This is a genomic window from Saccharospirillum mangrovi (assembly GCF_003367315.1).
GTDB lineage: Bacteria > Pseudomonadota > Gammaproteobacteria > Pseudomonadales > Natronospirillaceae > Saccharospirillum > Saccharospirillum mangrovi.
In genome coordinates this window covers 119147-145938 of the sequence record NZ_CP031415.1, presented here as the reverse complement: position 1 = coordinate 145938, position 26792 = coordinate 119147, and the positions used below count along the sequence as shown (strand labels likewise).

Sequence of the window (26792 nt, the reverse complement as noted above, 5' to 3'; positions counted from 1 at the left end):
CGCATGAAACGCTATGGATTCCTTGTGCTTTGGCTACTGGCGTTTCTGGTTCTGCTGATCTGGCTGTGCGCCCTGGTGGTGAACATTTCCCGCGAGATTCATCGCTTCGATGTCCAACTGCGCGACGAACGCCCCTGGCACATCTCCCGCCTGCAAGTGGAGATGGAACGCATGCGCGGCTCGCTCGATTTGTATCTGGCGGCGCCCACCGAAGAACACCGCGAACGCGCCACGCTGCACAGCGAAATTTTCTGGAGCCGCGCCACACTGCTGACTGAAGGTCGCACTGGCGAGTCCACCCAAAACGTCGACCCTGAACTGTACGCCCGCGTCAGCGCCATGATCCGCTATATGGAAATGCACCAGGCCGAGGTTGACCGCATGTCGATCGACGACGCCGAAGCCTTCCGCAGCCAATTGCAAAAATGGATCGACGGCTTCCTGTTCCGCACCATCCGCTTGTACGAAGACGGCTACGTTGAAGCCGTGCACCGCAGCCAGACGGTGCAATCGACCTACCACAGCATTCGCGATGTTCTGATTTTGCTCGGCACGCTCGGCACCCTGGCAATGCTCGCCATGTTGATCGCCTTATTGCGCACGCGCCGGTTGCGCTTGCAGGCCGAACGCAACCGACAAATGCAGGCGAATTTTCTGGCGCGCATGAGCCACGAAATTCGCACCCCGCTGAACGGCATCATCGGTTCCATTCAATTGCTTGAGCAGGCCAAAGACGATTCTGAATTCGACAATCTGATCGACACTCTGCATCAGGCATCCGATGCCTTGCTGGCGCAAATCAACGACATTCTCGATTACAGCCGGTTGGAATCCGGCCAGCACAAAGTCGACATCGTGCGTTTCGATCTGATCGAGTTAATTGCGCATTCCGTGGCCGTGTTCGTGCCGCAGGCCAAGGCCAAAAACCTGGCGCTGAGTTTTCAACACAGCCAGGACGACAGCCTGTGGGTGCGCGGCGATGACGCCAAAATCCGCCAGATTCTGCTCAACCTGATCGGCAACGCCGTCAAGTTCACCGACAGCGGCAGTATTCTGGTCAGCCTGAAAGTACGCGACGAAGGCGACGATCAACTCTGGGTGGTGTTGGGCGTACGCGACAGCGGCGTCGGCATCGCCACCGACGAAAGCGAGCATCTGTTCCAGCCGTTCAATCAAGCCCACAGCCGGTTGCAAAAACAGAACGGCGGCAGCGGTTTGGGGCTGGCGATCAGTCGTCAACTGGCGGAGTTAATGGGCGGTTATCTGGAACTGGAAAGTCAGTTGGGTCGCGGCAGCGAGTTTCGCATTTGCCTGCCGATGCGGCGGGCACCGGCGACGGTAAAAACCGCCGACCAGAAACCCAAACTGTACGGCGATCATCGTTTGCACGGCCGGGTGTTAGTGGCCGAAGACAACACCATCAATCAGGTGATTGCGCGGCGCATGCTGGAAAAACTCGGCGCCGAGGTAGACATCGCCAACAACGGCCAGCAAGCCTACGAGATGGCAAAAGCCGGCCAGTACGATCTGGTATTAATGGATGTGCAAATGCCGGAAATGGACGGTCTGGAAGTCTCGCGCAAACTGCGCGCCAAAGGCTACCGCACGCCAATCATCGCGCTGACCGCCAACGCCACCTTGGAAGCGCGCCAGGAATGCCTGCAGGCCGGCATGGTCGACTTCCTATCCAAACCCTTCCGGCTGCGCAACCTTGATTGCGTGGTGTCGCCTTACCTGAGCGCGACTAGCGTCGATCCAGACGCTGACGAAACGTCTCCATAATCGCATCGTACAAACCGTCGCCAGCCCAGGCGTCTTCCACGCCACCGTCGATGGACGGGTTGTCGTTCACCTCGATGATGTAAACCTCATCGCCTTTCTGTTTTAAATCGACGCCATACAAACCATCGCCAAACGCACTGGCGACATCGAGCGCGGCTTTGATCACCGCGCGCGGCGCTTCGTGCGTCGGCACGGTTTCAAAACCGCCGCTTTGCTGGCTGGGTTTGGCGGCGTGGTTGTAAATCTGCCAATGGCCTTTCGCCATGAAATAACGACAGGCGTAAATCGCCCGGCCGCCGAGCACGCCGATGCGCCAATCGTAGTCGGTCGGTACATAGGCCTGGGCCAGAATGATGGCGCTTTGCGCCAGCAAATCGTGCGCGGTCTGGCGCAGCGCAGCGGCGTCGCCCACTTTCACCACGCCACGAGAAAACGAACCATCGGGAATTTTCAGCACCAACGGATAACCCAAGTCGGCTTCCAACTCATCAATCACTGCATTGTTGATTTGGGTGATGGCGCGGCTGGTCGGTGCCGGCAAGCGACGGTTGTGAATTAAGTCGGACAGATAGATCTTGTTGGTGCAGCGCAAAATCGAATCCGGATCGTCCATCACCACCATGCCTTCGTGCGCGGCCTTGCGCGAAAAACGATAGGTGTGGTGATTGACGTTGGTGGTTTCGCGAATGAACAACGCATCGAATTCGGCCAGGCGGAAATAGTCGCTCGGCTGAATGAATTCAACGTCCATGCCCTGGCGTTTGGCGGCGCGTTCAAATTTACGCAGCGCGGCTTTGTCGCTCGGTGGCAGCGCTTCGTCTTTGTTGACCAGAATCGCCAGGTCGTATCGGTAATTGCGCTTGGCGCGCGGCGCCCGCCAGACTTTCTTGGAGAACCGTTCCAGGCTGTCGGCAAAAAAACTTTCTTCGGTTTCGATCAGTTTGGTCAAACCGACGGCGCGCACCGACGCCAATTGCCAATCGGTTTTCTTTTGAAACCGCACTTCCAGAATCGGCACCGGAAAACGCTCGAACAGTTGCCGCGACACTTCCGCCAAATCTTCCTGTTCGGCTTCGCCAAAATAGATGCGCCAACTGAGCTTGCGCGCGTCCAAAGCAACCTTGTCGAGCATCTTGTTAATTGACTGATCGAACACACCGTAAATGGCCGGTTGCGACAGGTCGGTCAGCGCCTTCACCGACGGTATGACTTTGTGGCCCCGCGCCTCGGCGAGCAACGACACGTAGTAACCACGACTGAGGTATTTATACGACCGGCACAGGTTGATGACGCGCTGCGGTTCCAGGTCCGCGCCGTCCAGATACGCCTGGGCAGAATGCAGGTCTTCGGTGGGGTGGTAGGCTTTCCAGTCAACGGTTTGATCGACGATGATGCTCAGTCGCGACACGCAATAAATCCTTAGGCAAGGCTGCCTGAAATGGGCGGCTATAGTGTTATCAATCTGGTCGAAAAAACAACGCCGCGCCAGTATGTTTTTTGCCAAGCTGGCCCTATAGTGCGTTCGACATTTTTAACAGTGCGCTCGATTTTTTTGCCCCTTGCCAACGAGATATTGCCATGCAACTCAGGCCCGCTGTCCTGGCCGATCTGGACGCTCTGACCCGGCTGGAACGCGAGTGTTTCGACACCGATCGCATCAGCCAACGCTCCATGCGTCGTTTCCTCAAACGCAACTCACCCATCTTCCGCGTCGCCGAACAAGACGGCACCGTGCTCGGCTACGGCCTGTTGCTGTGCCACAAAGGCACCAGCCTGGCACGGCTGTATTCGTTGGCGGTGTCGCCGCAAGCGCAGGGGCAGGGTTTGGGCAAAGCGTTGATGGCGGAACTGGAAGTGGCCGCCGAAGCCGCTGAGCGTCGCTTTATTCGCCTGGAAGTGCGCACCGACAACCCGGCGGCCATCGCGCTGTACAAAAACGGCGGCTACAAAACCATCGGCAAACGTCGCGGTTACTACGAAGACGGCGGCGATGCGTTGCAGTTGGAAAAACGCCTGCACCCGGCGCACCCGCAACCGGCCAATCTGCCGTTTTTCAGCCAGACCACACCCTTCACCTGCGGCCCGTCGGCGCTGATGATGGCGTTGCACCATCAAGACAAAAGCCGGCCGTTAGACAGATCCGAAGAAATTCAGCTGTGGCGCGAAGCCACTACCGTTTACATGACCACCGGCCTGGGCGGCACATCGCCGTTTGGCCTGGCGACGGCGGCGGCCCGGCGCGGTTTCGAAGCGGCGGTTTGGGCCAGCCATCTGGACGTACCGTTTATGCCGTCGGTGCGTTCGGCGCACAAACGCGGCGTGATGAGTCTGGTGCACGACGGCTTTTTGCAGGATTGCGCGACATTGAATGTTGCGCTGACCGAACGCGAACTGACGCTGGCCGACGCCCGCCAACTGCTAGACGACGGCTGGGCACTGCTGGTGTTGATCAGCACCTGGCGGCTGAACCGCAACAAAGCGCCGCATTGGGTCTGGCTGGTGGAAATGGACGAACAGCACGCCTATCTGAACGACCCGGACACCGACGAAGAATACGACCGCCGCGATCTCGACAACCGCTTTATGCCGGTGCGGCTGGACGAACTCGACGCCCTGACGCGCTACGGCTCACAGCGCTATCGCGCCACCGTGATGGTGCGGCGACGCTCGGTTTGAACAAAAGAGCGGCGCCCGACGCAACATTTTCTTGGCAAAACCGCCGTTGATTGCACACACAGCGGCGCATAACGTTCGAGCGTCTTAATTTACGAAGTGACGAGCCGATGCAGTTTCATCAGGTAGAAGTCGAACCGCGCCACGGCCCGACGTTGCGCCTGGACCAATGGCAGCTCGAGCCGAATCAAAGCTGGGTGATTCTCGGTGGCAACGGCAGCGGCAAAAGCGCCCTGGCGCGATTACTGAACGGCGACTTGCCACTGGCACGCGGTGAGTTTCGCGACCGGCCGGCGCGCGTGCATTGGCTGTCGCTGGAAAGCCAACAGGCGTTGTACGAACGCGAACTCTACCGCGACGAAACCGACTTTTCCGATCACCTCGATCCCGGCACGTCGGTGCGCGAACTGCTCGAAGAAATCCGCCCCTGGGACGAAGCACACGACCGTCTGGTTGCTTTGTTGAAGCTCGCGCCCTTGCTGGATCGCGGCTATCGACTGCTCAGCAGCGGCGAAGGCCGCAAGGTGATGTTGGCGCGTGCGGTACTCGACCGGCCCGATTTACTGCTGCTCGACGAACCCTTCGAAGGCCTCGACCGCCAGGCCCGGCTCGATTTGATCGACGTTCTGGGCGAACTCGCCAACGGCGGCCAGTGGCTGATGATGTTGATCGGCCAACGCCAGGACGTACCGCCCTGGGCGACGCATCTGGCGTTACTCGATCGCGGTCAGTTGATGCTGCAAGGCACCGCCGATGCGGTGCTGAATCATCCGGACTGGACGGCGGCGCTGGATTTGTCGGCGCGAGAAAGCTTCGACTTACCCGAACGCCAATCTGACTTTCAACTGCCCGACTGGCCGGCCGATAAACCTCTGGTCGAGCTGCACAACGGCCGCGTCGAATACGCCACCGGCGTGCAGTTTGAAGGCCTCGACTGGCAACTGCGTCCGGGCGAACACACCCAGATTCACGGGCCAAACGGCTGCGGTAAATCGACCTTATTGAGCCTGGTCAGCTGCGATCATCCGCAATGTTACGCCAACAATTTAACGGTGTTTGGCTACCGTCGCGGCCAGGGCGAAAGCATCTGGGACATTAAAAAGCACTTGGGGTTGGTGTCCGGCCATCTGCACCGCGACTACCGCGTCGCCGGCAATGCGTTAACGGCGGTGGTGTCGGGCCTGACCGATTCGATTGGCGTCTATAAAGACACCGGCGCGCACGAAGCCCAGTTGGCACGGCAGTGGCTCGACTTGCTGGGCCTGGCCGATAAGGCCGGCGAAGCGTTCAAGCGATTATCGACCGGCGAACAACGGCTGGTGCTGATCGCCCGCGCCTTGATCAAACAGCCGCCGTTGTTGATTCTGGATGAACCAACGCAAGGCCTGGACGATGTGAATCGCTTCCGGGTACTGGCGGCGGTGGAACGCATTCTTGAGGCCGGGCCGACAACCTTGTTGTTCGTCAGCCATCGCGACGACGAACAACCGGCGTTGATTCGCCGCCATCTGCGCTTTAGCGCCGAACAACCCGGTGCCAGCGCGCTGTTCAGGATCACGACTGAATGACACTGCGCTATCTGCTGAAATTTCTGCTGCTGCCACCGCTGGCTCAATTGCTGGGGCTGGTCATCGCCGCCTTGTTGTGGCGTCGCCTGCCGCGTCTGGCAAAAACGCTGGCGGTGTTGTCGGTGGTCAGCCTGTGGGCCTTAGCGACGCCGCGCATCAGCGGCTGGTTGATTGCCGGCTTGGAACAGCAATATCCGCTGCTGACGCCGGCGGAACTGATCGCCAGCAACGCCGAGGCGATTGTGGTGATTTCGGCAGGATTGGACCCGACCGGCACCGAGTTCGGCCGGCCCAGCGCCAGCGACCATACCTTGCTGAGGCTGCGCTACACCGCCTTCGCCCAACGCCAGACCGGCTTGCCGATTCTGGTGTCCGGCGGGTTAGTGCTCAGCAAAAGTTCACTGACCTTGGCGAACGTTATGGCGGCCGATCTGGAAGAACATTTCCGGGTGCCGGTGCGCTGGTTTGAAACCGAAAGCCGCAACACCGATGAAAACGCGCGCTACAGCGCGGAGATTTTGGCAAGCCAGGGCATCGATCGGATCGTGCTGATCACCGAAGCCTTTCACATGCCGCGCGCGGTGATGGCGTTTAAACGGGTCGGTTTCAGCGTCGTGGCCGCGCCGACGGCACCGCTCGACCACACCGAATCGGCCGTGCTCGCCTGGGTGCCTAACGCCAACGCGCTGAGCAATTCAAACCTCGCACTGCACGAATACTTGGGCTGGCTGGTTTACCGGCTGGCCGACTGATTCGACAACCGTTCCAGCACGGCCCACTGCGCATCCGTTACCGGGCTGACCGACAACCGCGATTGACGCAACAACGCCATTTCCGCCAATTCCGGCGTCTGCTTGATTTGCTTCAACGGCACTGGCGCCGGCCAGCGTTTGCGAAAGGCGAGTTTGACCACCGTCCAGCGCGGATTATCGGCGCTGCTTTTCGGGTCGAAGTAACGCGATTCTGGGTTCAGCGCATCCGGGTCCGGGTAGGGCTCGCTGATCACTTCCGCTTCGCCCATAACCGCCGGCTCAGCGCAGGCTGAATGGTAGATCAACACCCGGTCGCCCGGCTGCATCGCCCGCAAGTGATTGCGCGCCTGATAATTGCGGATACCGTTCCAGGGTTCACCCGCCTCGCCGCGTGCCGCCAGATCGTCCAGTGAAAACTCATCCGGCTCAGATTTTGCTAACCAGTTCGCCATATCCCACCCCGCACCATTTTGGACACAATTTAATATTTGCTTTTTCGACGTTCTATGCCAAATTGAAAGGCCGGCGTAAAGTTGGGCGCTTTTAGCGACATTTAACGTCAAGTAAATGACTTTTCAAACACTGTTGATTCGGAAAGACGCAAAACCGTCAAGATTCCGGCAAGGATGTACACTGATGAAACGTCGTAAGCCCGATATTTTGATCGCACTGGCCTTTATGCTCGGCCTGGGCGTTACGCTGTCGACCTTGAGCCAAGGCGACGACGATGCCCGCAAGACCGGTTATAACGCCAAAGCCTCAGGTGTGATGATCAACAGCAGTACCTCTTACTGATCATCCGGCCAGGGATGGCAAATCCCATTCATAGCGTTGTGCATCGGTAACCACGGCCGCCAACGGTATATCCCAACTCTCCAGCGGTATAGGTTCCACCTGCTGGCACTGATGTGCCACACCGATCAATCGCGGCTGTCGCGGCCAGCGCGCCCGTGCGGCGAAGGTCCGGTCGTAGAAACCGCCACCCATACCCAAACGCCCACCCAGATCGTCAAACCCCACCAGCGGTAACAACACCCAATCAAGTGCCCAAGGCGCCAGGCGTCGGCCCTGTTGCGGCTCGGGGATACCAAAACGGTTGTCGCGCATGAATGAAGTCGGCTGCCAAGGCCTGAACCAAAGTGCTAACCGCTGTGGCTGCAACACCGGCAGATAGACGGTTTTGCCATCGCGCATTAAGCGATGCATCAAAGGCGTCACGTCGATTTCGCCGTCCATCGCCCAATACAGTGCGATTGAACGGACGCGGGCGTAGCCAGGCAGACGGACCACCTGACGAATCAGACGCTGTGCAGCCAGACGTTGTTGATGGGAAGACAAAGCGCGTCGGCGGGCGCGAAGCTCACGACGCAGGGTCTGTTTGAGTTGCGCATTGGCTGTTGCCATTGAGCCCCCGACTCAGACCTGACATTGGCAGGAGAAATTAGCAGGAAATGCCCCAGACTACCGCTGCCGTGGGAGACCTTGAACCGTGAAGTCCAAGGCGGCGCCCCACGCAGCGAATTAGGCTTTCCGACAAGCGGACATGCTCACAACGCCGACTAAGGGACACCTGTATTCAAAGTATCGGCTCGAGGACTGTGCACGACTGGCGCATAGCCCAGGGACAGCGCTAATTATAATGAAAATGCCTGGAATGACAGGTCTTGACAGCGCTCTTTTCGAGGCAGACGAAGCGATTTTACAGCCTCGCCTCAGCGGCTATCGTCGGTACCCAGATCCAGCGACATTGACGACGTTTCGGCCGGTAACACCTCATCGAGCCGACGCAGCAGACGCTCGGCCATGGCCTGGTCTTCGCTGTTATCGCCCGGCTGGCGATCCAGCAATTCGCGGGTCAGATTCAGCGCCGCCATCACCGCTATGCGTTCAATACCGAACACCTTGCCGGTGGTGCGAATTTCCTTCATCTTGCGATCCAGCGACGCGGCGGCCTGTTCCAATTTGACTTCCTGACCCGGCGGGCAGGCAACGCGGTATTCACGTTCTAAAATGGTGACGGTCAGAGTATTTTGCTGGCTCATCCGGATTGCTCCATCGACTTCAGGCGTTCGATCATCGCCTCAACGCGATCCCGGGCCAGTTCGTTCTGCTTGATCAGCTTGGCGCGCTCGCCCTGCCAGGCCGTGCGTTCGGCTTTGAGCAGTCGAATTTCCTGCTGCAATTGCTGATAGTGCTCGATCAGCGTTTCAACCTTGTGTTCGAGCTGCTTCAGAGTGGGATCGGACATACCGCGCTGGCCTGAAAAGAAGGGGTGGAAAACCGCAGCACTATATAGACTGCTTTAAAGCAGGGTCAACGACTGCGGTCACAGTGCCAACAATGGTAGCATTTTGCCGATCAAACCCCACCTAGGGTGGCCGAGAGCCGCGATACCCCACTGCCCACCTGCGGAGACTGCATGTCCGATTCAACAACAAACCTGCCCCAGATGCGCCATCAGGATCTGGTGCGTTTCTTCGAACTGCTCGGTTCCGGCCAGAGCCCGACCGCCTTGCACGCCTCACTGACCGGCGTATTGGCGGCCGGCCATCGCATGGAACCCAACGACTGGGTCGAATGGGCCACCGATATGATGGGCCCGAGCGAAATAGTCACCGCCGATCACCAGGCCGTGATCAAAGCGTTATACGCGACAACACTGAATGCTCTGGACGACGCCAACATGAGTTTTCGTCCGCTGCTGCCCGCTGACGACAGCCCATTGAGCGAACGCCTGGAAGCGCTGAGCGACTGGTGCGGCTCCTTCCTCGGCGCGTTCGGCACCGTCGGTGTGGTTGCCGAAGACAAAGCGCTTCCGGAAGAAATTGAAGAAATTCTCGAAGACCTGTCGGCCATCGCCCAGGTCGACACCGAACAAGACAGCGACGCCCAGGCCGAAGAAGACTTCACCGCCATCAGCGAACACGTGCGCATGGGCGTGCTGAATCTGTACCTGGAATACAATCAACCGGCGGCCGACGGCAAACCCGCCCCGACCGTTCATTGAGCGGAGTAATAGACACGATGAAACAGATCAGCCGCAGTGAATTCACCGAACGCCGGCAACGCCTGATGGAACAACTGGCACCGGGCAGCATCGCCATTATTCCCGCCGCCACCGAAACCATCCGCAACAACGACGTCCACCATCCGTTTCGCCAGAACAGCGACTTCATGTACCTGACCGGCTTTGCCGAACCGGACGCCGTCGCCGTGCTGATTCCCGGCCGCGAAGCCGCGCAATACATTCTGTTCGTGCGCGACAAAGACCCGGAACGGGAAATCTGGGACGGCTACCGCGCCGGCCCGGACGGTGCCGTAGCCGACTTTGATGCCGACGACGCCTTCCCGATCGACGACATCGACGACATCCTGCCCGGCCTGATGGAAGGCCGCACCCGCGTCTATTCGCACATGGGTGTCGACGCCGGTTTCGATCATCAATTGATGGCCTGGGTGAATCAGATTCGCGCCCGGGTGCGCCTCGGCGCCCAGCCGCCGGACGATTTTTCCGACATCGCCCACCTGCTGCACGACCAACGGCTGATCAAGTCGAAACAGGAAGTCGCCATCATGCGCGATGCCGCCCAGCTCAGCGCCCGCGCGCACAAACGCGCCATGGTCGCCTGCAAACCGGGCATGAAGGAATACCAGTTGCAGGCGGAAATCGAACACGAATGCATGATGGGCGGCAGCCCGTGGCCGGCGTATCCGGCCATCGTCGGTGCCGGTGATCACGCTTGCGTGCTGCACTACGTGGAAAACTCCGCCACCATCAAAGACGGCGATCTGGTGTTGATCGACGCCGGCGGCGAGCTGGAATTTTACGCCTCCGACATCACCCGCACCTTCCCCGCCAACGGCCGCTTCAGCGCCGAGCAGCGCACGCTCTATGAGTTGGTGTTGCGTGCTCAATTGGCGTCCATCGAAGCGGTTAAGCCGGGCGCGTCCTGGATTGCCCCGCACGAGGCCACCGTACGGGTGTTAACCGAAGGTCTGGTCGAACTCGGTCTGCTCGAAGGCGACATCGATACACTGATCGAAGCCAACGCCATCAAACCGTTTTACATGCACAAAACCGGACACTGGCTGGGAATGGACGTGCACGACGTCGGCGACTACAAAGTCGGCGGTGAATGGCGCGTACTGGAACCGGGCATGGTGCTGACCATCGAACCGGGTTTGTACATTGCGCCGACCAACACCGATGTGGACGCACGCTGGCGCGGCATCGGCATTCGCATCGAAGACGACGTGGTAGTCACCCGCGACGGCTGCGACATCCTCAGCGCCGACGTACCAAAACACCCGGACGACATCGAAGCCCTGATGGCCGGTGGTCAGCCCCGGCTGTTGTAATCGAGCTGCTGTAATCGAACTGTCGTATTTCATATCAAGGCGCCTGAGGGCGCCTTTTTTTATCGCCAATTTCTTCCGGCAAATTAACCAGGCTTGACTAAACTGTTCTGTCGAGTTGTGTACCTTTGGAACCTGAGTCGGGAGTGTCAATCGGTTATGCACGTGCTGGTTCTGGAAGACGACATCATGGCGCGCGAGTTACTGAAAACCGTGCTCTATGGTCTGAACATGAACATCGATGTATTGGAAGCCGAAACCTACGCCCAAGGGCGCGCACTGTTTCAACAACATCAGCCAACGCTGGTGCTGTGTGACTGGACTTTGGCCGACCAGGACAACGGCTTGGCGTTGGTCAAATTCATACGGCAACAAGACGCCGACACCCCCATTTTGATGATCAGCGGACGCAGCGACCGCCAGACCGTGGTCAGCAGCCGCCAGCAGGGCGTCACCGAATTTTTCCGCAAACCCTTTGATCCGATCATTCTTGGCGATCGGTTAAAAAGTTACCTGGAAAAACAAGCCGCCGCCGAAGCACCCGAAAAACCAGAATTGCCCGCCGTATCGTCCTGGCTGCAAGACATCAAAGCCCGGATGACGCCACCACCAACGCTGGGCGGCACGCGCGACATCGTGACGCAACTCAACGCCAGCGAACCGCCCAGCGTGCAAGACCTCGCCAAACGCTGGCGCTCCAGCCAGGCCATCACCATCCGCCTGATCAACGTCGCCAACAGCGGCATGTTCAAGCGCTACGGCAAAAGCGTGAACAACCTGATCGACGCCATCAACAGCATGGGCGTCACCATGGCACTGCAACAGGCGCTGGCGTTATCGCTCGATCAACGCGACCAATTGTCGCATCCGGCACTGGCGCAACTGTCCATCTTACGCTGCCAGGAAGCGGAAAAAATTGCCGCCACGGCGGCCACGCTTGCCAAGCAAAAGCAGGTAAATTTAGCGCAGAGTTACACCGCTGGTTTGCTGTACCCCTTGGGCGATTTAGCGTTGCTGCAATTAATGCAAAGTTATCTCGACCAGGGCGGCGAATTAAACAACGCTGAAATGGAAACCATGCTGGAAAAACTGGGCTGGAAATACCACCAGGCGCTACAACAACTGTGGAAATTGCCGCAGGAATTACGCGACCGTTTTGCCGCAGCACACGAACTGGCCGACGAAGAAGAACGGCCCGAATTGGTGCTGATGTCGGTGGCGGTAGATCGGGTAAAAGGCAATACCGAGAACGACGACTACCAACGCAAACTTGGTATGCTTGGCCTGGCCGGCGAAGCTCAAAGTTAGCCGCACTGACCGTTCAATACGATGTGTAATAAAAAGCTAAATACGATGACCCGCACCGACCGAACGCCAGTGCTGCACCAGGCGATCCCCAATCACATCCAACGACTGCACTTCCGCCACGCCGCCTAATTCCAGCGCCACCTTGGGCATGCCAAACACGACACAGCTGGCTTCATCTTGCGCCAAAGTAAAACAACCGGCCTGGTACATCGACAACATGCCGGCGGCGCCGTCTTTACCCATGCCGGTCAGAATCACGCCGACCGCGTTAGCGCCGCAGGCTTGCGCTACCGATTCAAACAACACATCCACCGACGGCCGATGCCCTTGCACCTCGGGTGAATCGACCAGCCGGGTCTGAAAATCCGAACCCGAACGCACCACCGTTAAATGCAAATGACCCGGCGCCAAAAACGCCTGGCCCGGTAAAATGCGCTCGTTACCGCGTGCCTCACGCACTTCCAGCGCACAGTGTTTATTCAGACGTTCGGCAAAGGTACGGGTAAAGCCCGGTGGCATGTGTTGGGTGATAACCACGCCGGGGGAATCACCCGGCAGCGATTCCAATACCGCTTTGATCGCTTCGGTGCCGCCAGTCGACGCGCCAATGGCAAGAATGTGTTCGGTACTGATGCCCAGAGTCGGTACCGGTTTGCGCGTTGCATTGCGTGGCTGCGCACGAAACCGTTTAACCGCCGCGGCCGCGCGCAGCTTATCGTGAATCACATTCTGGTATTCAACCATTTCACGGCGAATATCCAGCTTGGGTTTGGCAATAAAATCGACCGCGCCGATGTCCAATGCTTGCAAGGTGGCCTCAGCGCCGGTCTCGGTCAGCGTGGATACCATCACCACCGGCATGGGGTGTGCCTTCATCAGTTTTTGCAAAAACGTCAGGCCATCCATGCGCGGCATTTCGATGTCGAGCGTTAACACATCCGGCGGAGATTTACGGATGAAATCGCGAGCGGCATAGGCGTCGCCAACAGCACCGATAACGGTCATATCCGGTGCGCGGTTTATCAATTCCGTCAGCACCTGACGAATCAAAGCGGAATCGTCTATCACCAGAACTTTAATCACAGCGCCTCCGATGATGAATCAGACATCAAACAATTCAATATCGCCTTCAGGTCGCGCGTCGTTGAGGCGATGCATGTATTGATCCTCACGTTTGAGAATGGTGTCGTTGTGCATCTGTTTGAGCTTCTTCACCAACACCTGGCCGGATTCGGTGAAGAAATACACCTTACGCGGGAACGGCGACAACAAATCCTGCGCCATCACCGGAATGTTTTCATCCGACAAATACTTCAACACAAAGTCGGAATTTTTCTGGCCCACGCTCTGGCTGGTAATCGCCGCCAACACATTGCCACCACCAAAGACTTTTGCTTCCAGGTTGTTACGGTTGGCGCCCATTTTAATCAATTCGTTGATCACCAACTCCATCGCATACGCGCCGTAACGAGCCGACTTGAATGAGGTTAAACCGTCCATCGATTCATCCGCCGGCAACAGGAAATGGTTCATGCCCGCCAGCCCTAATTTTCGATCGCGAATGCAGGCGGCCACACACGAACCGAGCACCGTAACGATCAGTTTTCCCGGTTGCGCCACGTAATATTCACCGGGCAGAATTTTCACCGCTTCGCGTTGGAAATGCCGATCGTAGTAACGGTTGGGTGCCAGTTCGACGTTATGGTGCTGACGTGAATCGCCGCTGTGAGTGGTGCCGTTATAGCTCACTTCGCCTCCTAGGCTTGACGCTGATACAAGGTCTTCCCGACCAGGCGCAGAGCGCGGAAATTTCGGTCTATGGTTTCGGAATGCCCGGCGATGTAATAACCGTCGTCCGACAGCAAAGGCACCATCCGATCCAACAAACTCATCTGGGTAGATTTATCAAAATAAATCATCACATTGCGGCAAAAAATAACATCCAGGCCCGGTTTCACATCCCATTGCCGGTCCAGTAAATTCAGCCGTTGGAAACGGATCAACCGACCCAGCTCCGGCCGCATCCGAACCATGCCCGACTTATCACCTTTGCCTCTGAGCAAATAAGCCCGCTTCAACGTCGGGTCGAGATCTTTAATGCGGCTTTCCGGGTACACACCCATCTGCGCGGTTCTCAATACCTGGCTGTCGATGTCGGTTGCCAGAATCTGCACCGGCGGGGTGAGGCTTTCAAAGGTCTGGCAGGCCGTCATCGCAATGGAGTAGGGCTCTTCGCCGGTACTGGCGGCGGCACACCAGATGCGCAACGCACGGCCTCCACCTTGATAGCGCTCCAACAAAATCTGGTTCAGCGCTTTGAAGTGATGCGGCTCGCGAAAGAACGACGTCAGATTCGTTGTCAGGGCGTTGATGAACAGCTCAATTTCATTCGGATGATCGTCCAAATAAAACAGGTATTGCTGAAAGCTGTTCAGATTCAGCGACCGCAAACGGCGTACGATCCGGCTGTACACCATCTGCCGTTTGCTGTCGCCTAACTGAATCCCAGCCGCCTGACGAATGCGTTTGCGAATGGCTTCAAAATCCGCTTCGTCGTAGTCGAACTCCCACTCCCTGTCCTGCGTCATAATGGCTTAAAAAGATTCCCATTCGTCGTCGTCACTTTCCGGCAATGGCACGACGGCGGTTTTGGCTTTCGCCGCTGGCGCCGGGCTGTCAGCGTTGCCACGAATGGACGACACCTTGCCTTTCGGCTGACCGCCACCACCGCCGCGATTTTCCGGTTTGCTCAGCGCCCGGACGGGCATTTTGCGGCTGAGTTTGAACTGCGCCAGGTTGTGCACCAATGTCTCGGCTTGCGACTGCAAGTTCTCCGACGCGGCGGCAGTTTCTTCCACCAGGGCGGCGTTTTGCTGCGTCATTTCGTCCATCTGACTGACGGCGGTACTGACTTCGGAAATGCCGTTGCTTTGCTCCGACGACGCCGCCGCAATTTCCGCCATGATGTCGTTCACGCGTTTGATCGACTTGACGATTTCTTCCATGGTGTCGCCAGACTGGCTCACCAAAGCGTTGCCGCCTTCGATTTTTTCCACCGAATCGGAAATCAACGATTTGATGTCCTTGGCGGCGTTGGCTGAACGCTGCGCCAGACTGCGCACTTCCGAGGCCACCACCGCAAAACCACGGCCTTGTTCACCCGCCCGCGCGGCTTCAACCGCCGCGTTCAACGCCAGAATATTGGTCTGGAAAGCAATGCCGTCGATGACGCCAATAATCTCGGAAATCTTCTGCGCCGAGCCGTTAATAGCGTCCATCATGGTCACCACCTGCCCGATCAAGTCGCCACCCTGATTCGCCACCTGCGACGCCTGTTCGGCCAGGCGATTGGCTTGCTGAGCGTTGTCGGAATTCGAGCGCACGGTGGAGCTCAACTCTTCCATGCTCGAGGCGGTCTCTTCCAGGTTCGAGGCTTGTTGTTCAGTGCGGCTGCTAAGGTCGCTGTTGCCTTGCGCAATTTCGGCCGAGGCGGTTTGAATGGTCGCCACCGCTTCACTGATTTGCACCAGCATGGTGTCGAGGTTTTCAGCGGTCTTGTTGCAGTAGTTACGCAGGTCACCAAAACTGCCGTTGAATTCTTCGGTGATGCGTGTGGTCAGGTCACCTTCGGCGATGCGTTCGAGCGTGGCGTTCACCGTCGTCAACGCGCTGTTTGCCACGCTGACCAATTCGTTGATCGCAGTACCCAACGCCTTGAAGAAGCCGGTGCGGCCGTCCAGGTTCATCGTGAGGGTGAAGTCGCCGTTGGCCGCGCCTTCGACAATGCGCGTGACGTCTCGCTCGGTCATTACCTCTTCGGTACGGTCGCCCCATTCCACCACGGTACCGAGTCGTTCATTGGTTTCCGGGTCGAAAATCGGCGTGGCCGCCAATGCAAAAGTGCGTCGGCCCACTTCAATTTCGGTCCGGTAGGTTTTCGTCAGTTTGTCCAGCATGTTTATCTGATGCTGCGGGTTTTTGTGAAACTGATCGATGTTGCCGCCGACAATGTTATTGGCAGAAAAGTTTGGCAGATCAACCCTCAAATCGCTTTCCACCTTGTGCATCATTTCCGAAACCGCTGTGTTCATGTACACCACATTGCGCTCCGCGTCGGCGATCATGACGTTGGAACTTGATACATCCATGGCTTTACGAATTCGCGCATCAGACACAGCATTGATCAGACTTTCGCGAATGATTTTGTGCATCGACTGCACCGAATCCACCACGCTGTTGCTCAGAATCTTGGCCGGGAATTGAATGTCTTCATCACCCGCCTGAATGCCTTGCAACATGATCTTCAATTGGTCTGGCTCAGTACCCAACGTGCGTCGCAAATTGCGGAAGCCCCAGATCGAAAACAGCAGCGCCAGGAACATGATAACGCCGCCGATGATGAGCTGGGTCGTTACTTGCCGGACTAATCCGGCCCCACTGACAACGTCGTCCTGCACGTCTACGAAACGAAATATTTCCGCGTCTATGCGATCGTAAGCCGCCTGAAGCGCATTAATTTCTTCCAGCGTCAGGAATTCACCCACGGCTCCATCGACGGTTACCACGTAGTTCTCCAACAACCCTGGTAAGGCCGGTGGCAATTCAAGGTTGACCTCGGCAGCGTCTTCAAGCATCAGCCCGAGCCGATTGTTGATGTCCTGAATCAACCCTTGCAGCTGTTCTCGTAGAACCGCCGTACTTTGAGGCCGACCATCGCGCTCGTGTACCTGCGCTTCGTAGATGATGGCTAATTGCTTTTGCGCCAGGGTGTTGATCGTGCCGGCCTCGGAGATCAAATCGCCGCGGGCTGCCGCATCGACCATCTGTTCGTTGAAACCGGACACCGATCTCACCAGGGCAAAGCCGATGATCACCAACAACACCAACGGAATGACCGTCGTCAGCAGTTGCCGTGTGCTAAAGGAGGGAATCAGTTTGTTCATCGTTTGGACCTCCACGTCCGTAGATCAAAGTCAGCACCGCTAAGGGCTATACCTGACTATCAACCGCCTCTTTCAGTGCAGCGGCGTCTTCACCGATCAATCCCAATTCATTACTGCTGATCAACGCTTCAATATTCACCAGGATGATCATTTGCTCTTCTTGGCTGGCCAGGCCCGATAAAAACCGGCTGTCGAACGCCACGCCAAAATCGGGCGAGGGTTTAATTTCGTCTCGGGTTAAACCAATCACATCGGACACACCATCAACCACCATGCCGACCAGTCGATCGTGTACCTGCACGACGATGACGATGGTGAATTCGTTGTACACCGGAGTGGCGTCTAAAAACTTGATGCGTAAATCGACGATGGGCACCACTTCGCCGCGCAGATTAATCACGCCTTTAATAAACGGTGGTGCATTGGCAATGCGCGTTACCGCTTCATAGCCGCGAATTTCTTTCACCTGCATGATGTCCATGCCGTAAATTTCTTCGCCCAGCGCAAAGGTGAGGAATTCGTAGCGCACTTCGTTGTCGGTCTGTACGGTCATGACGCCGCCTCCATTGCCGGAATTTCTTTCATGCCTTTTGCCAGTGAAGCCAGATCCAGAATCAGCGCGATGTGGCCGTCGCCCATGATGGTGGCGCCAGCGACGCCATCGATGCGTTTGTAGTGTTGCTCAATGCTCTTAATTACGACCTGCTGCTGACCAATCAAGCGATCCGCCAAAATGCCAAAACGTTGCTTGCCGGACTCCACCAACACCACAATGCCCTGGTGCAATTTCTGTTGCTCGGTGTCCACCTGCATGGCTTTGTGCAGCCGCACCACCGGCCAGTAATGCCCGCGCACATCCAGCAATTCATCGCCACTGATGGTTTTGATTTCCTGCTTCGATGGCTGGATGGATTCGACAATGCTCGCCAACGGCACGATGTAGGTCTCGGTGCCCACGGCCACGGCCATGCCGTCGAGAATGGCCAACGTCAGCGGCAGCATTAATTTGAGTGTGGTACCAAAACCTTGCACCGATTCGATGTCGATGCGACCACCCAGGCTGGTGAGGTTTTTCTTCACCACGTCCATGCCGACACCACGACCGGACACATCGGTGACTTGTTCGGCGGTTGAGAAACCGGCTTCAAAAATCAGTTGCCAGACTTTGTGATCGGGCATGTTGTCATCGACCGGCATGCCACGTTCGCGCGCTTTACTGAGAATGCGTTGCCGGCTCAAACCACCGCCATCGTCCATGATGCTCAGCACAATGTTGCCGCCTTGCTGCGACGCACTCAGACGAACAATGCCGGTTTCCGGCTTGCCCAATTGCTTGCGTTTTTCCGGCGTTTCGATGCCGTGGTCGATGCTGTTGCGCACCAGATGCGTTAATGGATCGGCCAGTTTTTCCACCAGACCTTTGTCGATTTCGGTGTCGCCACCCTCAATAACCAACTCAACTTTCTTGCCCAACTTGCTGGCCGTATCGCGCACCACGCGAGGGAAACGGTTGAATACAAAGGACACCGGCAACATGCGAATCGACATCACCGATTCCTGAATTTCGCGGGTGTTGCGTTGCAACTCTTCCACCACCGCTTCGAATTTTTCCTGACGAATGTTGCTGATATCTTTGCCCATCATTGCCAGCATCGACTGGGTAATAACCAGTTCGCCGACGAGGTTAATCAGGCTGTCGACTTTATCGACGTTAACGCGAATCGATTGATTGGCAGCGCTATTGGCCGCGGCAGCTGTTTGCGGTTTGGCCGAACTGGAGGCCACCGCCGTTGGCCGTTTGGCACCGCCAGAGGACGCATCGCCGGTCTGATCGAAAAAGCCATAGGCTTCGGTATTGGCTTCGTTGGGTTCTGGTGTTGCTTCGGTTTGCGCGGCGAAGAAACCATAGCCTTCGTGGTCATGGTCCTGGTCGTCGTTGCCGCTGTAGGCGGTTTCTTCCGATTCATCGAAAAAGCCAAAGCCGGTATCGTCTTCCTCTTCATCATCGAAGAAGCCAAAGCCGGATTCTTCTTTGGCAGCCGCTGCGGGCGCGGCACTGGTCTGTGCTCCGGCGGCGACTTTGAACACCGCTTCCATACTTTCAATGCGTTCGCCGACCCAGGCATCATCAATCTCTTCGCCAGCCTGATAACTCGCTAACAAAGCGCGCAGGTCGTCCACCACGGCGAGCATTTCGTCGATGTGTTCGGTGACTGGACGCCGCACTTCCTTCCGCCAATCGTCCAGTTGGTTTTCCAGAACATGAGTGATTTGACCGAGCGCCGAAAAGCCAAACACGCCGCTGCTGCCTTTAATGGAATGCGCGGCCCTGAAAATGCTGTTCAGCAATTCCATGTCGGGTGCGTCGATATCCAAACTCATCAAACCGTTTTCCAGAGTGTCTAAATGTTCCTGACTCTCTTCAAAAAACACCTGATGAAATTGACTCAAATCCAAACTCATGACCGAACGTCCTGTTTACCAGTAGGGTTAACCCAAAACCTTGGCCGCAACTTCCAATAAGCGCTGTGGGTCGAACGGCTTCACCATCCAACCGGTAGCGCCGGCACTTTTTCCCTGGGCTTTCATGTCGTCGCTGGCTTCCGTGGTGAGCACCAGGATGGGTGTCGATTTGTAATTCGCCTGCGCTCGCAACGAACGGATTAACGTCAGCCCATCCATGCGCGGCATGTTCTGATCCGTTAATACACAGTCGTAGCTGGCACTTTGGCATTTATCCAGTGCGTCCTGTCCGTCTTCGGCCGCCGTTACCTGATAGCCGGCGGTCTTCAGAGTGTGCTCGACCATCTGTCGAATGGACGAGGAATCATCAACTATAAGAAAGTGCTTGCTCATCCGTTTTGCTTCCTATGAGTGAGAGAGAAACCATGGTCATGTTGCCGGGCGGCGTGACCACCATCTGTGACACCAGTTGCCGGCACAGTGCCAGTCCTCGACCGGACACTGCGTTCAGATTTGAAAGCGTCGAGTTATGTCGGCGGTAACCCACGCCACTGTCTTCAACTTCAATAATTAAGCTGTCGCTGGTGAGGTTCATGCGTACTTCCACCCAGTCAGAATCGCTTAAATGCGCCATGCGTTCTTCGCGCTTTTCGAAGTAATGTGCGAAACCTTCCGGGTCGGTTTTCAAATTGGAGTCGAGCCCTAAACAACCGTGGTCGATGGCATTCGTGATCAATTCCGACAACACCGTAAACGCGCGTTGTTTTACCGTGAGCGACAGCACCCAACGTTGCAGCACTTCATCGGCCGCTGCCAAAAATGCCTCGACCACCAATGCAAATCCGCAAAGCCGATAGCTCCATAATGCGTTGCCCTGCATCAGTCGGTTGTCGATGGTTTGAGGGGACGCCGGACGAGTAAAATCGCCGGGTTTGAACACCATCAGGCTGACGTCATCGTCGGGCATGGGTTGGTCGAGGTGGCGCTTTAGCATGTCCACACAACCACTGATCACGCTGTCGGCAGACGACTGCGCCACGCAATCACGGAAGTTATCGACGGGTAAGAAATTGTCGTTGCCATCGCGCTGCTCAACGAGGCCGTCGCTGATCGCCATAAAAAATCCGTCGGCGTTGGTTTTGATCGACTGAGTCTGGCCGTCGAAAAATTCTTCGCCACTCAATCCCAACGGCAACGCGGTGGAAATAAATTCATGTTCAATGCCACCGCCATTCACCCAGAATGCCGGCGGCATGCCGCCGTTCCAGACTTCCAGTTCGTGCAGGTCCGGGTCGTATTCGAACATCACCGCCGCCACGAAGCGGTCGTCCGGTGATTCTTCGAACACTTTTCGATCCAACTCGCGGATGATCATCACCAGCGGAAAGCCTTTTTTAACCATGGCGTGAAAAACGCCCAGCGCTGGCAGCATGGTTAAGGCGGCCGCCAGACCATGGCCGGTCGCATCAGCAACCATGCCGTACAGGTGGCCGTTAGGGCCGGCGCAGCTGATCACCATATCGCCGGAAAACTGCGAGTGCGGCTGAATGTGCCACTGCAAACTGTCGATATTTTCGTGATAACGACTGCGCAGATGATCGTAGATAAACCGCGCCATCCGCGTTTCGTCTTCCATCTGCACCAGCAAGCGTTGCAGCGAATGGTTGTTGCGCTGAAAGGTGCGACGCAGCCGCCGCTTTTCCAAAAAGGCTTTGATTTTTAACCGCAGCAGAGTCGGTCGGATCGGTTTGCTCAGGTAATCGTCCGCGCCTATTTGGAAACAGCTTTCAATAAATTCTTCGCTGTCTTTGGCGCTGATGATGAGCACAAAGGGTTTGTGCTCATACTGGCGCCGACGCAGTTGGCGCAACACATCCAGACCATCGCCATCGCCCAGCACCTGATCGAGAATAATGAAGTCGTAGAAGCTTTCTGAAATGCATTCCAACGCTTCCTCGTGGCTATAAGCCTGCTTTATCGGCAGGCCAAGCCGATCGATGGACGATTTGATCGTGTCGTTCGCAGCGTGCTCATCATCAACGATTAGCAACCGCTCAGTCTGCTGAATCATCGAAGAACGTTACCTACTCAAACGGAATGATTTTCTGCAGGTTGGACAACACAAGCAGATCTTTTGCCGTACCACGCGCGCCTTTAATGACCAGCTTCTTGTGGTCGGCGTTGGCCTTTCGATACAGCATGTTGATCATGCCGATCGCTGAACTGTCGAGATAAACCGCGCGTGAAAAATCCAGCGTGATCACGCCGACATCCGGGTCTTTCAACAGCGGCTGATAGTCGGAGGTAAACCGGCTGTGATAACCAAAGTTAAATTGCTCTGGGATACTGATAACTGCGTCTTTGGTACTCATCATTTTTCCTTTAAAAGATCCACATCTAAAAAAGATCCACATCGCCGGAGCCGCCGGGCTGATGTTCAACGGGCGACAATTGAATGTCATCGAGGCAACTGAGCAGTTGTTGGAAATCTCCTTTGGTCATCGGGCGCTTGATGTGTTTCATGCCACCTTGCAAGGCGTGCACAATTTTCATTTGGTGTTCGATGGTCTGATAACTGATGTCACCAAACTGCAAACCCTGCACCGCTTCGTTGGAAGCCTGCGACAACTGTTTGGCAACCGTCTGAATGTCGACCGTTGCTTTTTCATCCGAGTCGGCTTTCTTCACCAGATGCTCAATGGCCGTTTCCACATCGGCCTTTGAGTTCAGAATAAAATTCATGTCGCTCGATGCCGTAACGCCGATGCGTTCGTGCAGCACCCGAATGTCTTTGCGCACCGACACCACTTCGTTGCGAATCAACCCGCTGAATTCGGCCGCCCGTGTCGACAGCGCCCGCACTTCGTCGGCCACCACGGCAAAGCCGCGGCCGTGCTCGCCGGCGCGCGCCGCTTCAATGGCCGCGTTCAGTGCCAGCAGATTGGTCTGGTCGGAAATGCCGTCGATGTCTTCCAATGCTTTGATGACCGACGGCATCTTTTCTTCAATGCTGGCAACCAACTCCACCAGCTCCATCATTTCGGTGCTGTTGTTCACCGTGGTTGTGACGAAGTTGTCCATCGTTTTAGAGGTACGCAGTGCGAACTCCTGCATGCTGGTGTGCAACGAGTCGGCATTGCTGGCATCGTCAGTAAATTCAAGGATGGCGTTGATCAAATGAGTCTGTTGATCCAACAGCCGATGTATTTCCTTGAACGCGTTGACCAAACCATCGACGGAGTTGTTCTGGCGTTCATTCAGGCCGTCCATGATTTCTTTATGTTCAGTCAGTTGCTCATCCAGCCAGCGCATGGCGTCGTGTAAATAGTCAGGTTCCGCATCGTTTTTTTCGACCGGGTTTTGTTTTTTAGCCACCACGGTTGGCGCGGGTACCGCTTGCGCACGCAGCTTTTTTGTCAGACGTACCCATACAAGCAATGCAACCAAGGTCATGGTTGGTAAAAAATACGCAGGCATCAGACGCGCTAAAAAAGTACAGCCCGCCGTTAAAGCGATAACTCCAAACGCAAACAACACTCTGCCCTTTTGTAGCGGGCCAAAACTCCACTGCATGAATGGCATCCCTAGTCCGTCGTATCGGCAATCTGTTATTGAACGTAGTCCGACATTGCACGCTTGCAAGCAACGGGAGGACACGAACGCACCTATTTTTTTCGGTGCACTTTTCAGACCGTTAGAGATGTTTGGTTTTTTATTTTGAAGCTGACTGCCATGCCCTGAGAGCCAGAAAATCAGGTTCTATCTGGCCTGTAAGCCAGCAATGGTGGGAACGCTTGCGGTCAGTGAGATTCATAAAAACGTGCTTATCGCACACAATTTCAGTTACATAATTTCGCAAAAGCGGACGAATTCGACACTCGTGGTTATAAATCGTTACAAATTCCTTTCGTCGTAAAATGATTTACTCAAGCTGACAAAAACTTTCGCTGTAACTTTTATGGATATCGCCAGCACATTTTTTATTTTCAACTAGAGTGTTGGTGCCTAACGTATTGAAAGGATGTCGCCGTGGCTTCGGAAAGTATTGTTGATCAGTACATTGATTCGTTGTTTGTGTTTGATTTTTCAGACCCGCAACAGGCAACGGTTTTTGCATCAACCATTGAACGCAGTCAGGCCATGGTGCCGACGTTTAAAACGCCCAATCAGGTCGGGCAATTTATGTTGATGGCACAACAGTTGTTGTCGATTGCCACGCAGTTGCCGGAGTCTAATTTGCGGCAACACTGTTTAAATACAGGCTTTACCGCTTTGCGCTCGTGCCAGCCAATGGCCACCGAAACGCCGAATCTGAACGACCTGTTGCGGCTCGACGCCCTGGTTCGTTAACGCCGTTATAAGGTTAGTTCAATTCCGTTTAGCACAGCGATTACCCAAGGCTTGAAAACCGCGCCCGAAGCTCGACTAATAACGGCACCGATACAGAGTGTGTTGTAGACCGTCGGCTTTTGTTCAAGCGTTTGGAGGGAATAAAAATGTCATTGCGCATCAACGATACCGCACCGAACTTCACCGCCCAGACCACTCAGGGCAAGCTCAATTTCCACGACTGGATTGGCGACAGCTGGGCGATTCTGTTTTCCCACCCCAAGGATTTCACCCCGGTCTGCACCACTGAGCTGGGCTATATGGCCGGCCTGCAACCGGAGTTCGATAAGCGTAATACCAAGATCATCGGCCTGAGTGTGGACGCGGTGGGCAACCACGAAAAGTGGGCTAAGGACATCGAAGAAACCCAGGGGCATTTCCCTAAGTATCCGATGATCGGCGATACCGATCTGAACGTGGCGAAGCTGTACGACATGCTGCCGGCCGATGAAGGCGGCAGCGCTGAAGGCCGCACCCCGGCCAACAACGCCACGGTGCGTTCAGTGTTTATTATCGGCCCGGATAAAAAGATCAAACTAATGATGACCTACCCGATGACCACCGGCCGCAACTTCGACGAAATTCTGCGCGCGCTGGATTCCATTCAACTGACGTCCAGCCACCAAGTGGCAACGCCGGTGAACTGGAGGCAGGGCGAAGATGTGATTATTCCGCCGTCGGTGTCTGACGAAGATGCGAAGAAAAAATACCCGCAGGGGTATCGTACCTTGAAGCCGTATTTGCGCTTGGTTGAGCAACCGAAATAAACACAGTGTAAGACCCAAAAAACCCGGCAAGATGCCGGGTTTTTCTTTTATGTCAGGCTGTGCAGCCCAATTCGGTTACCTTCGCAATCTTCAAAATGGCCGACAAAGCCGCGCTCGCCAATGCTCATTTTGGCGTTGATGACTTTGCCGCCGTGTTGCGCTGCCCGGTCCAGGGTGGCGTCGATGTCGTCCACGCCCAGATAAATTAACGGCCCTTGATAGGAGGGTTCGTAACTGTTCGCCTGCATTAGGGCGCCGGCGCGGTGATCGGACGCCGGGAACAGCGCCATTTTGAAGTTCTCGCCCAAATCCAGCGGTTGCAGGCTGACTTCCAATACCGCTTCGTAAAACGCCCTGGCCCGGTTCATGTCGCTCACGGGGATTTCAAACCACGCCACCGGCTGTGCATCCAACGCCATCGTTCATTCCTTTTCGCTAGAAGGGGCATCAGTTTAGTGGCTATTTACAGTTTTGGGCGCTAATTCAACGCGGGTCGGTCGTAGACGATAAAGGAGTAGTCGTAAGGGTTGGGGCCTTCGGCGTTGTAGTCTTCGCGGGCAATTTCCTGCCAGGCGGCGAAGTCGATGGCGGGGAACTGAGCGTCGCCCTCGACGTCGGCATGCACCAAGGTCACGTAGAGTCGATCCGCTTTGGGCAATGCCTGGGCGTATATCTCGGCCCCGCCCATAACGATCGCTTCGTCGCCGCCACTCACGGCTACTTGGGCTTCGGCCAGATGAATGGCGTCTTCCAGTGAGTGCACGACCTGGCAGCCGTCGGCTTGAAAAGCGGTGTCGCGGGTGACAATGATGTTGGTGCGGTTGGGCAGCGGTTTACCGATGCTGTCGTAGGTTTTGCGGCCCATGATGACCGGCTTGCCAGAGGTCACCCGCTTGAAATACTGCAAGTCGCCCGGCAGGTACCAGGGCAGTTTGTTGTCGCGGCCAATCACGCCGTTGGTCGCCATGGCCCAGATCAGTGCAATGCGCATGCGTTCTCTCCTTCAATCGGGGCGGTATACTAACAGAGGCCGACGCTTGCGCGGGTGCACCTGAGCCGCTAAAGTGCGCACCCTTTTTTCTGACCAACAATTCAACTAACCGAGGCTGCCATGACTGCCATTCCTGCCGAGATCCGCGACGTTCGCGACCAGGCCGATTGCCTGTTCACCGAAACCCAGGTCGAGCAAGCCATCGACACCATGGCCACCGAGATTTCCCGCGACCTGGCGGAAACCAACCCCATTGTGTTCAGCGTGATGAACGGTGGTCTGGTGCTGACCGGCAAACTGGTCACCAAGCTCGGTTTCCCGCTGGAAATCAGCTATCTGCACGCCACCCGTTACCGCGATAAGACCTCTGGCGCCGATCTGGAATGGCGCATGTTGCCGCAGCAGTCGCTGGATGGCCGCACCATCCTGATCGTCGATGACATCTACGACGAAGGCGCCACCCTGGGCGCTATTGTTGATCACTGCCGCCAGGCCGGCGTCGCCAGCATCAAAATCGCGGTACTGGTCGATAAGCAACACGACCGCAAAGCCCGCCCGGACATCGTGCCCGACTACGTTGGCCTGCAATGCGAAGACCGCTACGTGTTTGGCTACGGCATGGACTACAAAGGCTACTGGCGCAACGCACCGGGCATTTATGCCGTCAAAGGGCTTTGATGGCATGGGAGACGCAGGACGGGAGACGTAAGACGCCAGTTAGGTTTTCCGCTATCCAGCGTCTTCCGTTTAGCGTCAAGCGTCTCCCACCAACGCCAAAGGCGTTGTAACACCCCTGCCAT

General features: G+C 56.3%; 28 protein-coding genes and 1 other RNA gene. 11 read left to right on the top strand and 18 right to left on the bottom strand.

The features are described 5' to 3' along the window. The first annotated feature begins 3 nt into the window (after nt 1-3). Nucleotides 4-1782: a response regulator gene (locus tag DW349_RS00725; protein WP_108125769.1), complete on the top strand. Its 1779-nt coding sequence runs from the start codon at nt 4-6 to the stop codon at nt 1780-1782. Here DW349_RS00725 and DW349_RS00720 read toward each other — a convergent pair. Then, nucleotides 1745-3190: a RimK family protein gene (locus DW349_RS00720; protein ID WP_108125768.1), complete on the bottom strand. Its 1446-nt coding sequence runs from the start codon at nt 3188-3190 to the stop codon at nt 1745-1747. The two genes, DW349_RS00725 and DW349_RS00720, sit on opposite strands and share 38 nt — an antisense overlap. A 170-nt stretch (nt 3191-3360) precedes the next feature. On the opposite strand from DW349_RS00720, the gene rimI reads away from it, so the two are divergent. The 3 genes from rimI (at nt 3361) to DW349_RS00705 (ending at nt 6775) form a co-directional block, all read left to right on the top strand. Then, entirely contained in the window at nt 3361-4458 is a 1098-nt protein-coding gene (gene rimI, locus DW349_RS00715) for a ribosomal protein S18-alanine N-acetyltransferase (protein WP_108125767.1), read from the top strand. Nucleotides 4459-4565: 107 nt separating this feature from the next. Further along, nucleotides 4566-6023, top strand: coding sequence for an ATP-binding cassette domain-containing protein (locus DW349_RS00710; RefSeq protein WP_108125766.1), 1458 nt, complete (start codon nt 4566-4568; stop codon nt 6021-6023). Beyond that, nucleotides 6020-6775: a YdcF family protein gene (locus DW349_RS00705; protein WP_108125765.1), complete on the top strand. Its 756-nt coding sequence runs from the start codon at nt 6020-6022 to the stop codon at nt 6773-6775. The genes DW349_RS00710 and DW349_RS00705 overlap by 4 nt, the downstream gene beginning before the upstream one ends. Here the strand turns inward: DW349_RS00705 and DW349_RS00700 are convergent. Then, nucleotides 6757-7227 carry an EVE domain-containing protein gene (locus tag DW349_RS00700; protein WP_108125764.1) on the bottom strand — a complete coding sequence of 157 codons (471 nt, stop codon included), beginning with the start codon at nt 7225-7227 and terminating at the stop codon, nt 6757-6759. The two genes, DW349_RS00705 and DW349_RS00700, sit on opposite strands and share 19 nt — an antisense overlap. A gap of 184 nt (nt 7228-7411) precedes the next feature. On the opposite strand from DW349_RS00700, the gene DW349_RS17280 reads away from it, so the two are divergent. Beyond that, nucleotides 7412-7570: a hypothetical protein gene (locus tag DW349_RS17280; RefSeq protein WP_157954356.1), complete on the top strand. Its 159-nt coding sequence runs from the start codon at nt 7412-7414 to the stop codon at nt 7568-7570. Here DW349_RS17280 and DW349_RS00695 read toward each other — a convergent pair whose 3' ends face one another. From DW349_RS00695 to DW349_RS00680, 4 genes are all read right to left on the bottom strand, one after another. Then, complete coding sequence (locus DW349_RS00695; protein WP_108125763.1) at nt 7571-8179, bottom strand: 5-formyltetrahydrofolate cyclo-ligase; 609 nt, start codon at nt 8177-8179, stop codon at nt 7571-7573. It abuts the gene before it with no gap. A 45-nt stretch (nt 8180-8224) separates the two neighbouring features. Further along, nucleotides 8225-8403, bottom strand: a non-coding RNA gene (gene ssrS / locus DW349_RS00690) — 6S RNA. A gap of 84 nt (nt 8404-8487) precedes the next feature. Further along, entirely contained in the window at nt 8488-8817 is a 330-nt protein-coding gene (locus tag DW349_RS00685) for a cell division protein ZapA (RefSeq protein WP_108125762.1), read from the bottom strand. Beyond that, a complete protein-coding gene (locus tag DW349_RS00680; protein WP_108125761.1) occupies nt 8814-9023 on the bottom strand; it encodes a TIGR02449 family protein in 210 nt (69 codons plus the stop codon). Before DW349_RS00680 ends, DW349_RS00685 begins: the two co-directional genes overlap by 4 nt. A 171-nt stretch (nt 9024-9194) precedes the next feature. On the opposite strand from DW349_RS00680, the gene DW349_RS00675 reads away from it, so the two are divergent. The 3 genes from DW349_RS00675 to DW349_RS00665 all read left to right on the top strand — a co-directional run bounded on the left by DW349_RS00675 (nt 9195) and on the right by DW349_RS00665 (nt 12439). Continuing rightward, nucleotides 9195-9782, top strand: coding sequence for a UPF0149 family protein (locus tag DW349_RS00675; RefSeq protein ID WP_108125760.1), 588 nt, complete (start codon nt 9195-9197; stop codon nt 9780-9782). 17 nt (nt 9783-9799) lie between these two features. Next, nucleotides 9800-11134: a Xaa-Pro aminopeptidase gene (pepP, locus tag DW349_RS00670; protein ID WP_108125759.1), complete on the top strand. Its 1335-nt coding sequence runs from the start codon at nt 9800-9802 to the stop codon at nt 11132-11134. 156 nt (nt 11135-11290) lie between these two features. Next, complete coding sequence (locus DW349_RS00665) at nt 11291-12439, top strand: response regulator (protein ID WP_108125758.1); 1149 nt, start codon at nt 11291-11293, stop codon at nt 12437-12439. Nucleotides 12440-12475: 36 nt separating this feature from the next. Here the strand turns inward: DW349_RS00665 and DW349_RS00660 are convergent, their stop codons facing one another. From DW349_RS00660 to DW349_RS17700, 10 genes are read right to left on the bottom strand one after another with little or no spacing between them, the layout of a single operon-like run. Next, nucleotides 12476-13534 (bottom strand): protein-glutamate methylesterase/protein-glutamine glutaminase, encoded by a 1059-nt coding sequence (locus DW349_RS00660; protein ID WP_108125757.1) that lies wholly within the window; start codon nt 13532-13534, stop codon nt 12476-12478. A gap of 6 nt (nt 13535-13540) precedes the next feature. Then, nucleotides 13541-14188 (bottom strand): chemoreceptor glutamine deamidase CheD, encoded by a 648-nt coding sequence (gene cheD / locus DW349_RS00655; protein ID WP_108125756.1) that lies wholly within the window; start codon nt 14186-14188, stop codon nt 13541-13543. 8 nt (nt 14189-14196) lie between these two features. Beyond that, the gene (locus DW349_RS00650; protein WP_108125755.1) at nt 14197-15027 is read right to left on the bottom strand and encodes a CheR family methyltransferase; all 831 of its coding nucleotides are present in this window, start codon (nt 15025-15027) and stop codon (nt 14197-14199) included. 6 nt (nt 15028-15033) lie between these two features. Beyond that, nucleotides 15034-17382, bottom strand: a complete 2349-nt coding sequence (locus DW349_RS17580) for a methyl-accepting chemotaxis protein (RefSeq protein ID WP_269801839.1) — start codon at nt 17380-17382, stop codon at nt 15034-15036. A gap of 46 nt (nt 17383-17428) precedes the next feature. Then, complete coding sequence (locus DW349_RS00640; protein WP_108125754.1) at nt 17429-17935, bottom strand: chemotaxis protein CheW; 507 nt, start codon at nt 17933-17935, stop codon at nt 17429-17431. After that, nucleotides 17932-19845 (bottom strand): chemotaxis protein CheA, encoded by a 1914-nt coding sequence (locus DW349_RS00635; protein WP_108125753.1) that lies wholly within the window; start codon nt 19843-19845, stop codon nt 17932-17934. The genes DW349_RS00640 and DW349_RS00635 overlap by 4 nt, the downstream gene beginning before the upstream one ends. A 27-nt stretch (nt 19846-19872) precedes the next feature. Further along, on the bottom strand, nt 19873-20238 hold the full coding sequence (locus DW349_RS00630) for a response regulator (protein ID WP_108125752.1): 366 nt from the start codon (nt 20236-20238) through the stop codon (nt 19873-19875). Then, entirely contained in the window at nt 20213-21916 is a 1704-nt protein-coding gene (locus DW349_RS00625; protein ID WP_108125751.1) for a fused response regulator/phosphatase, read from the bottom strand. Before DW349_RS00625 ends, DW349_RS00630 begins: the two co-directional genes overlap by 26 nt. 13 nt (nt 21917-21929) lie before the next feature. Beyond that, entirely contained in the window at nt 21930-22217 is a 288-nt protein-coding gene (locus DW349_RS00620; protein ID WP_198650496.1) for an STAS domain-containing protein, read from the bottom strand. Nucleotides 22218-22242: 25 nt separating this feature from the next. After that, nucleotides 22243-22926 carry a methyl-accepting chemotaxis protein gene (locus DW349_RS17700; protein WP_269801841.1) on the bottom strand — a complete coding sequence of 228 codons (684 nt, stop codon included), beginning with the start codon at nt 22924-22926 and terminating at the stop codon, nt 22243-22245. A gap of 948 nt (nt 22927-23874) precedes the next feature. Between DW349_RS17700 and DW349_RS00610 the strand changes: the two genes are divergently transcribed. Continuing rightward, a complete protein-coding gene (locus DW349_RS00610) occupies nt 23875-24195 on the top strand; it encodes a hypothetical protein (RefSeq protein ID WP_108125748.1) in 321 nt (106 codons plus the stop codon). 146 nt (nt 24196-24341) lie between these two features. After that, a complete protein-coding gene (locus tag DW349_RS00605; RefSeq protein ID WP_108125747.1) occupies nt 24342-25001 on the top strand; it encodes a peroxiredoxin in 660 nt (219 codons plus the stop codon). Nucleotides 25002-25048: 47 nt separating this feature from the next. On the opposite strand, the gene DW349_RS00600 is transcribed toward DW349_RS00605, so the two are convergent. Both DW349_RS00600 and DW349_RS00595 read right to left on the bottom strand, forming a co-directional pair. Beyond that, nucleotides 25049-25420, bottom strand: a complete 372-nt coding sequence (locus DW349_RS00600; RefSeq protein WP_108125746.1) for a VOC family protein — start codon at nt 25418-25420, stop codon at nt 25049-25051. Nucleotides 25421-25479: 59 nt separating this feature from the next. Continuing rightward, on the bottom strand, nt 25480-25992 hold the full coding sequence (locus DW349_RS00595) for a dihydrofolate reductase (protein ID WP_108125745.1): 513 nt from the start codon (nt 25990-25992) through the stop codon (nt 25480-25482). 120 nt (nt 25993-26112) lie between these two features. Between DW349_RS00595 and DW349_RS00590 the strand changes: the two genes are divergently transcribed. After that, nucleotides 26113-26670 carry a hypoxanthine-guanine phosphoribosyltransferase gene (locus DW349_RS00590; protein WP_108125744.1) on the top strand — a complete coding sequence of 186 codons (558 nt, stop codon included), beginning with the start codon at nt 26113-26115 and terminating at the stop codon, nt 26668-26670. Nucleotides 26671-26792 lie beyond the last annotated feature (122 nt).

What these genes read in the sequence shown, in the direction of transcription:
- DW349_RS00605 (WP_108125747.1), top strand. Translation starts at nt 24,342, where the DNA reads ATGTCATTGCGCATCAACGATACCGCACCGAACTTCACCGCCCAGACC.
- DW349_RS00640 (WP_108125754.1), bottom strand. Translation starts at nt 17,935, where the DNA reads ATGACCGTACAGACCGACAACGAAGTGCGCTACGAATTCCTCACCTTT.
- DW349_RS00650 (WP_108125755.1), bottom strand. Translation starts at nt 15,027, where the DNA reads ATGACGCAGGACAGGGAGTGGGAGTTCGACTACGACGAAGCGGATTTT.
- DW349_RS00595 (WP_108125745.1), bottom strand. Translation starts at nt 25,992, where the DNA reads ATGCGCATTGCACTGATCTGGGCCATGGCGACCAACGGCGTGATTGGC.
- DW349_RS00705 (WP_108125765.1), top strand. Translation starts at nt 6,020, where the DNA reads ATGACACTGCGCTATCTGCTGAAATTTCTGCTGCTGCCACCGCTGGCT.
- DW349_RS00635 (WP_108125753.1), bottom strand. Translation starts at nt 19,845, where the DNA reads ATGAGTTTGGATTTGAGTCAATTTCATCAGGTGTTTTTTGAAGAGAGT.
- DW349_RS00710 (WP_108125766.1), top strand. Translation starts at nt 4,566, where the DNA reads ATGCAGTTTCATCAGGTAGAAGTCGAACCGCGCCACGGCCCGACGTTG.
- DW349_RS17280 (WP_157954356.1), top strand. Translation starts at nt 7,412, where the DNA reads ATGAAACGTCGTAAGCCCGATATTTTGATCGCACTGGCCTTTATGCTC.
- DW349_RS00630 (WP_108125752.1), bottom strand. Translation starts at nt 20,238, where the DNA reads ATGAGCAAGCACTTTCTTATAGTTGATGATTCCTCGTCCATTCGACAG.
- DW349_RS17700 (WP_269801841.1), bottom strand. Translation starts at nt 22,926, where the DNA reads ATGGACAACTTCGTCACAACCACGGTGAACAACAGCACCGAAATGATG.
- DW349_RS00665 (WP_108125758.1), top strand. Translation starts at nt 11,291, where the DNA reads ATGCACGTGCTGGTTCTGGAAGACGACATCATGGCGCGCGAGTTACTG.
- DW349_RS00725 (WP_108125769.1), top strand. Translation starts at nt 4, where the DNA reads ATGAAACGCTATGGATTCCTTGTGCTTTGGCTACTGGCGTTTCTGGTT.
- DW349_RS00675 (WP_108125760.1), top strand. Translation starts at nt 9,195, where the DNA reads ATGTCCGATTCAACAACAAACCTGCCCCAGATGCGCCATCAGGATCTG.
- pepP (WP_108125759.1), top strand. Translation starts at nt 9,800, where the DNA reads ATGAAACAGATCAGCCGCAGTGAATTCACCGAACGCCGGCAACGCCTG.
- DW349_RS00680 (WP_108125761.1), bottom strand. Translation starts at nt 9,023, where the DNA reads ATGTCCGATCCCACTCTGAAGCAGCTCGAACACAAGGTTGAAACGCTG.
- DW349_RS00685 (WP_108125762.1), bottom strand. Translation starts at nt 8,817, where the DNA reads ATGAGCCAGCAAAATACTCTGACCGTCACCATTTTAGAACGTGAATAC.
- DW349_RS00695 (WP_108125763.1), bottom strand. Translation starts at nt 8,179, where the DNA reads ATGGCAACAGCCAATGCGCAACTCAAACAGACCCTGCGTCGTGAGCTT.
- DW349_RS00625 (WP_108125751.1), bottom strand. Translation starts at nt 21,916, where the DNA reads ATGATTCAGCAGACTGAGCGGTTGCTAATCGTTGATGATGAGCACGCT.
- DW349_RS00620 (WP_198650496.1), bottom strand. Translation starts at nt 22,217, where the DNA reads ATGAGTACCAAAGACGCAGTTATCAGTATCCCAGAGCAATTTAACTTT.
- DW349_RS17580 (WP_269801839.1), bottom strand. Translation starts at nt 17,382, where the DNA reads ATGAACAAACTGATTCCCTCCTTTAGCACACGGCAACTGCTGACGACG.
- DW349_RS00700 (WP_108125764.1), bottom strand. Translation starts at nt 7,227, where the DNA reads ATGGCGAACTGGTTAGCAAAATCTGAGCCGGATGAGTTTTCACTGGAC.
- DW349_RS00600 (WP_108125746.1), bottom strand. Translation starts at nt 25,420, where the DNA reads ATGGCGTTGGATGCACAGCCGGTGGCGTGGTTTGAAATCCCCGTGAGC.
- rimI (WP_108125767.1), top strand. Translation starts at nt 3,361, where the DNA reads ATGCAACTCAGGCCCGCTGTCCTGGCCGATCTGGACGCTCTGACCCGG.
- DW349_RS00590 (WP_108125744.1), top strand. Translation starts at nt 26,113, where the DNA reads ATGACTGCCATTCCTGCCGAGATCCGCGACGTTCGCGACCAGGCCGAT.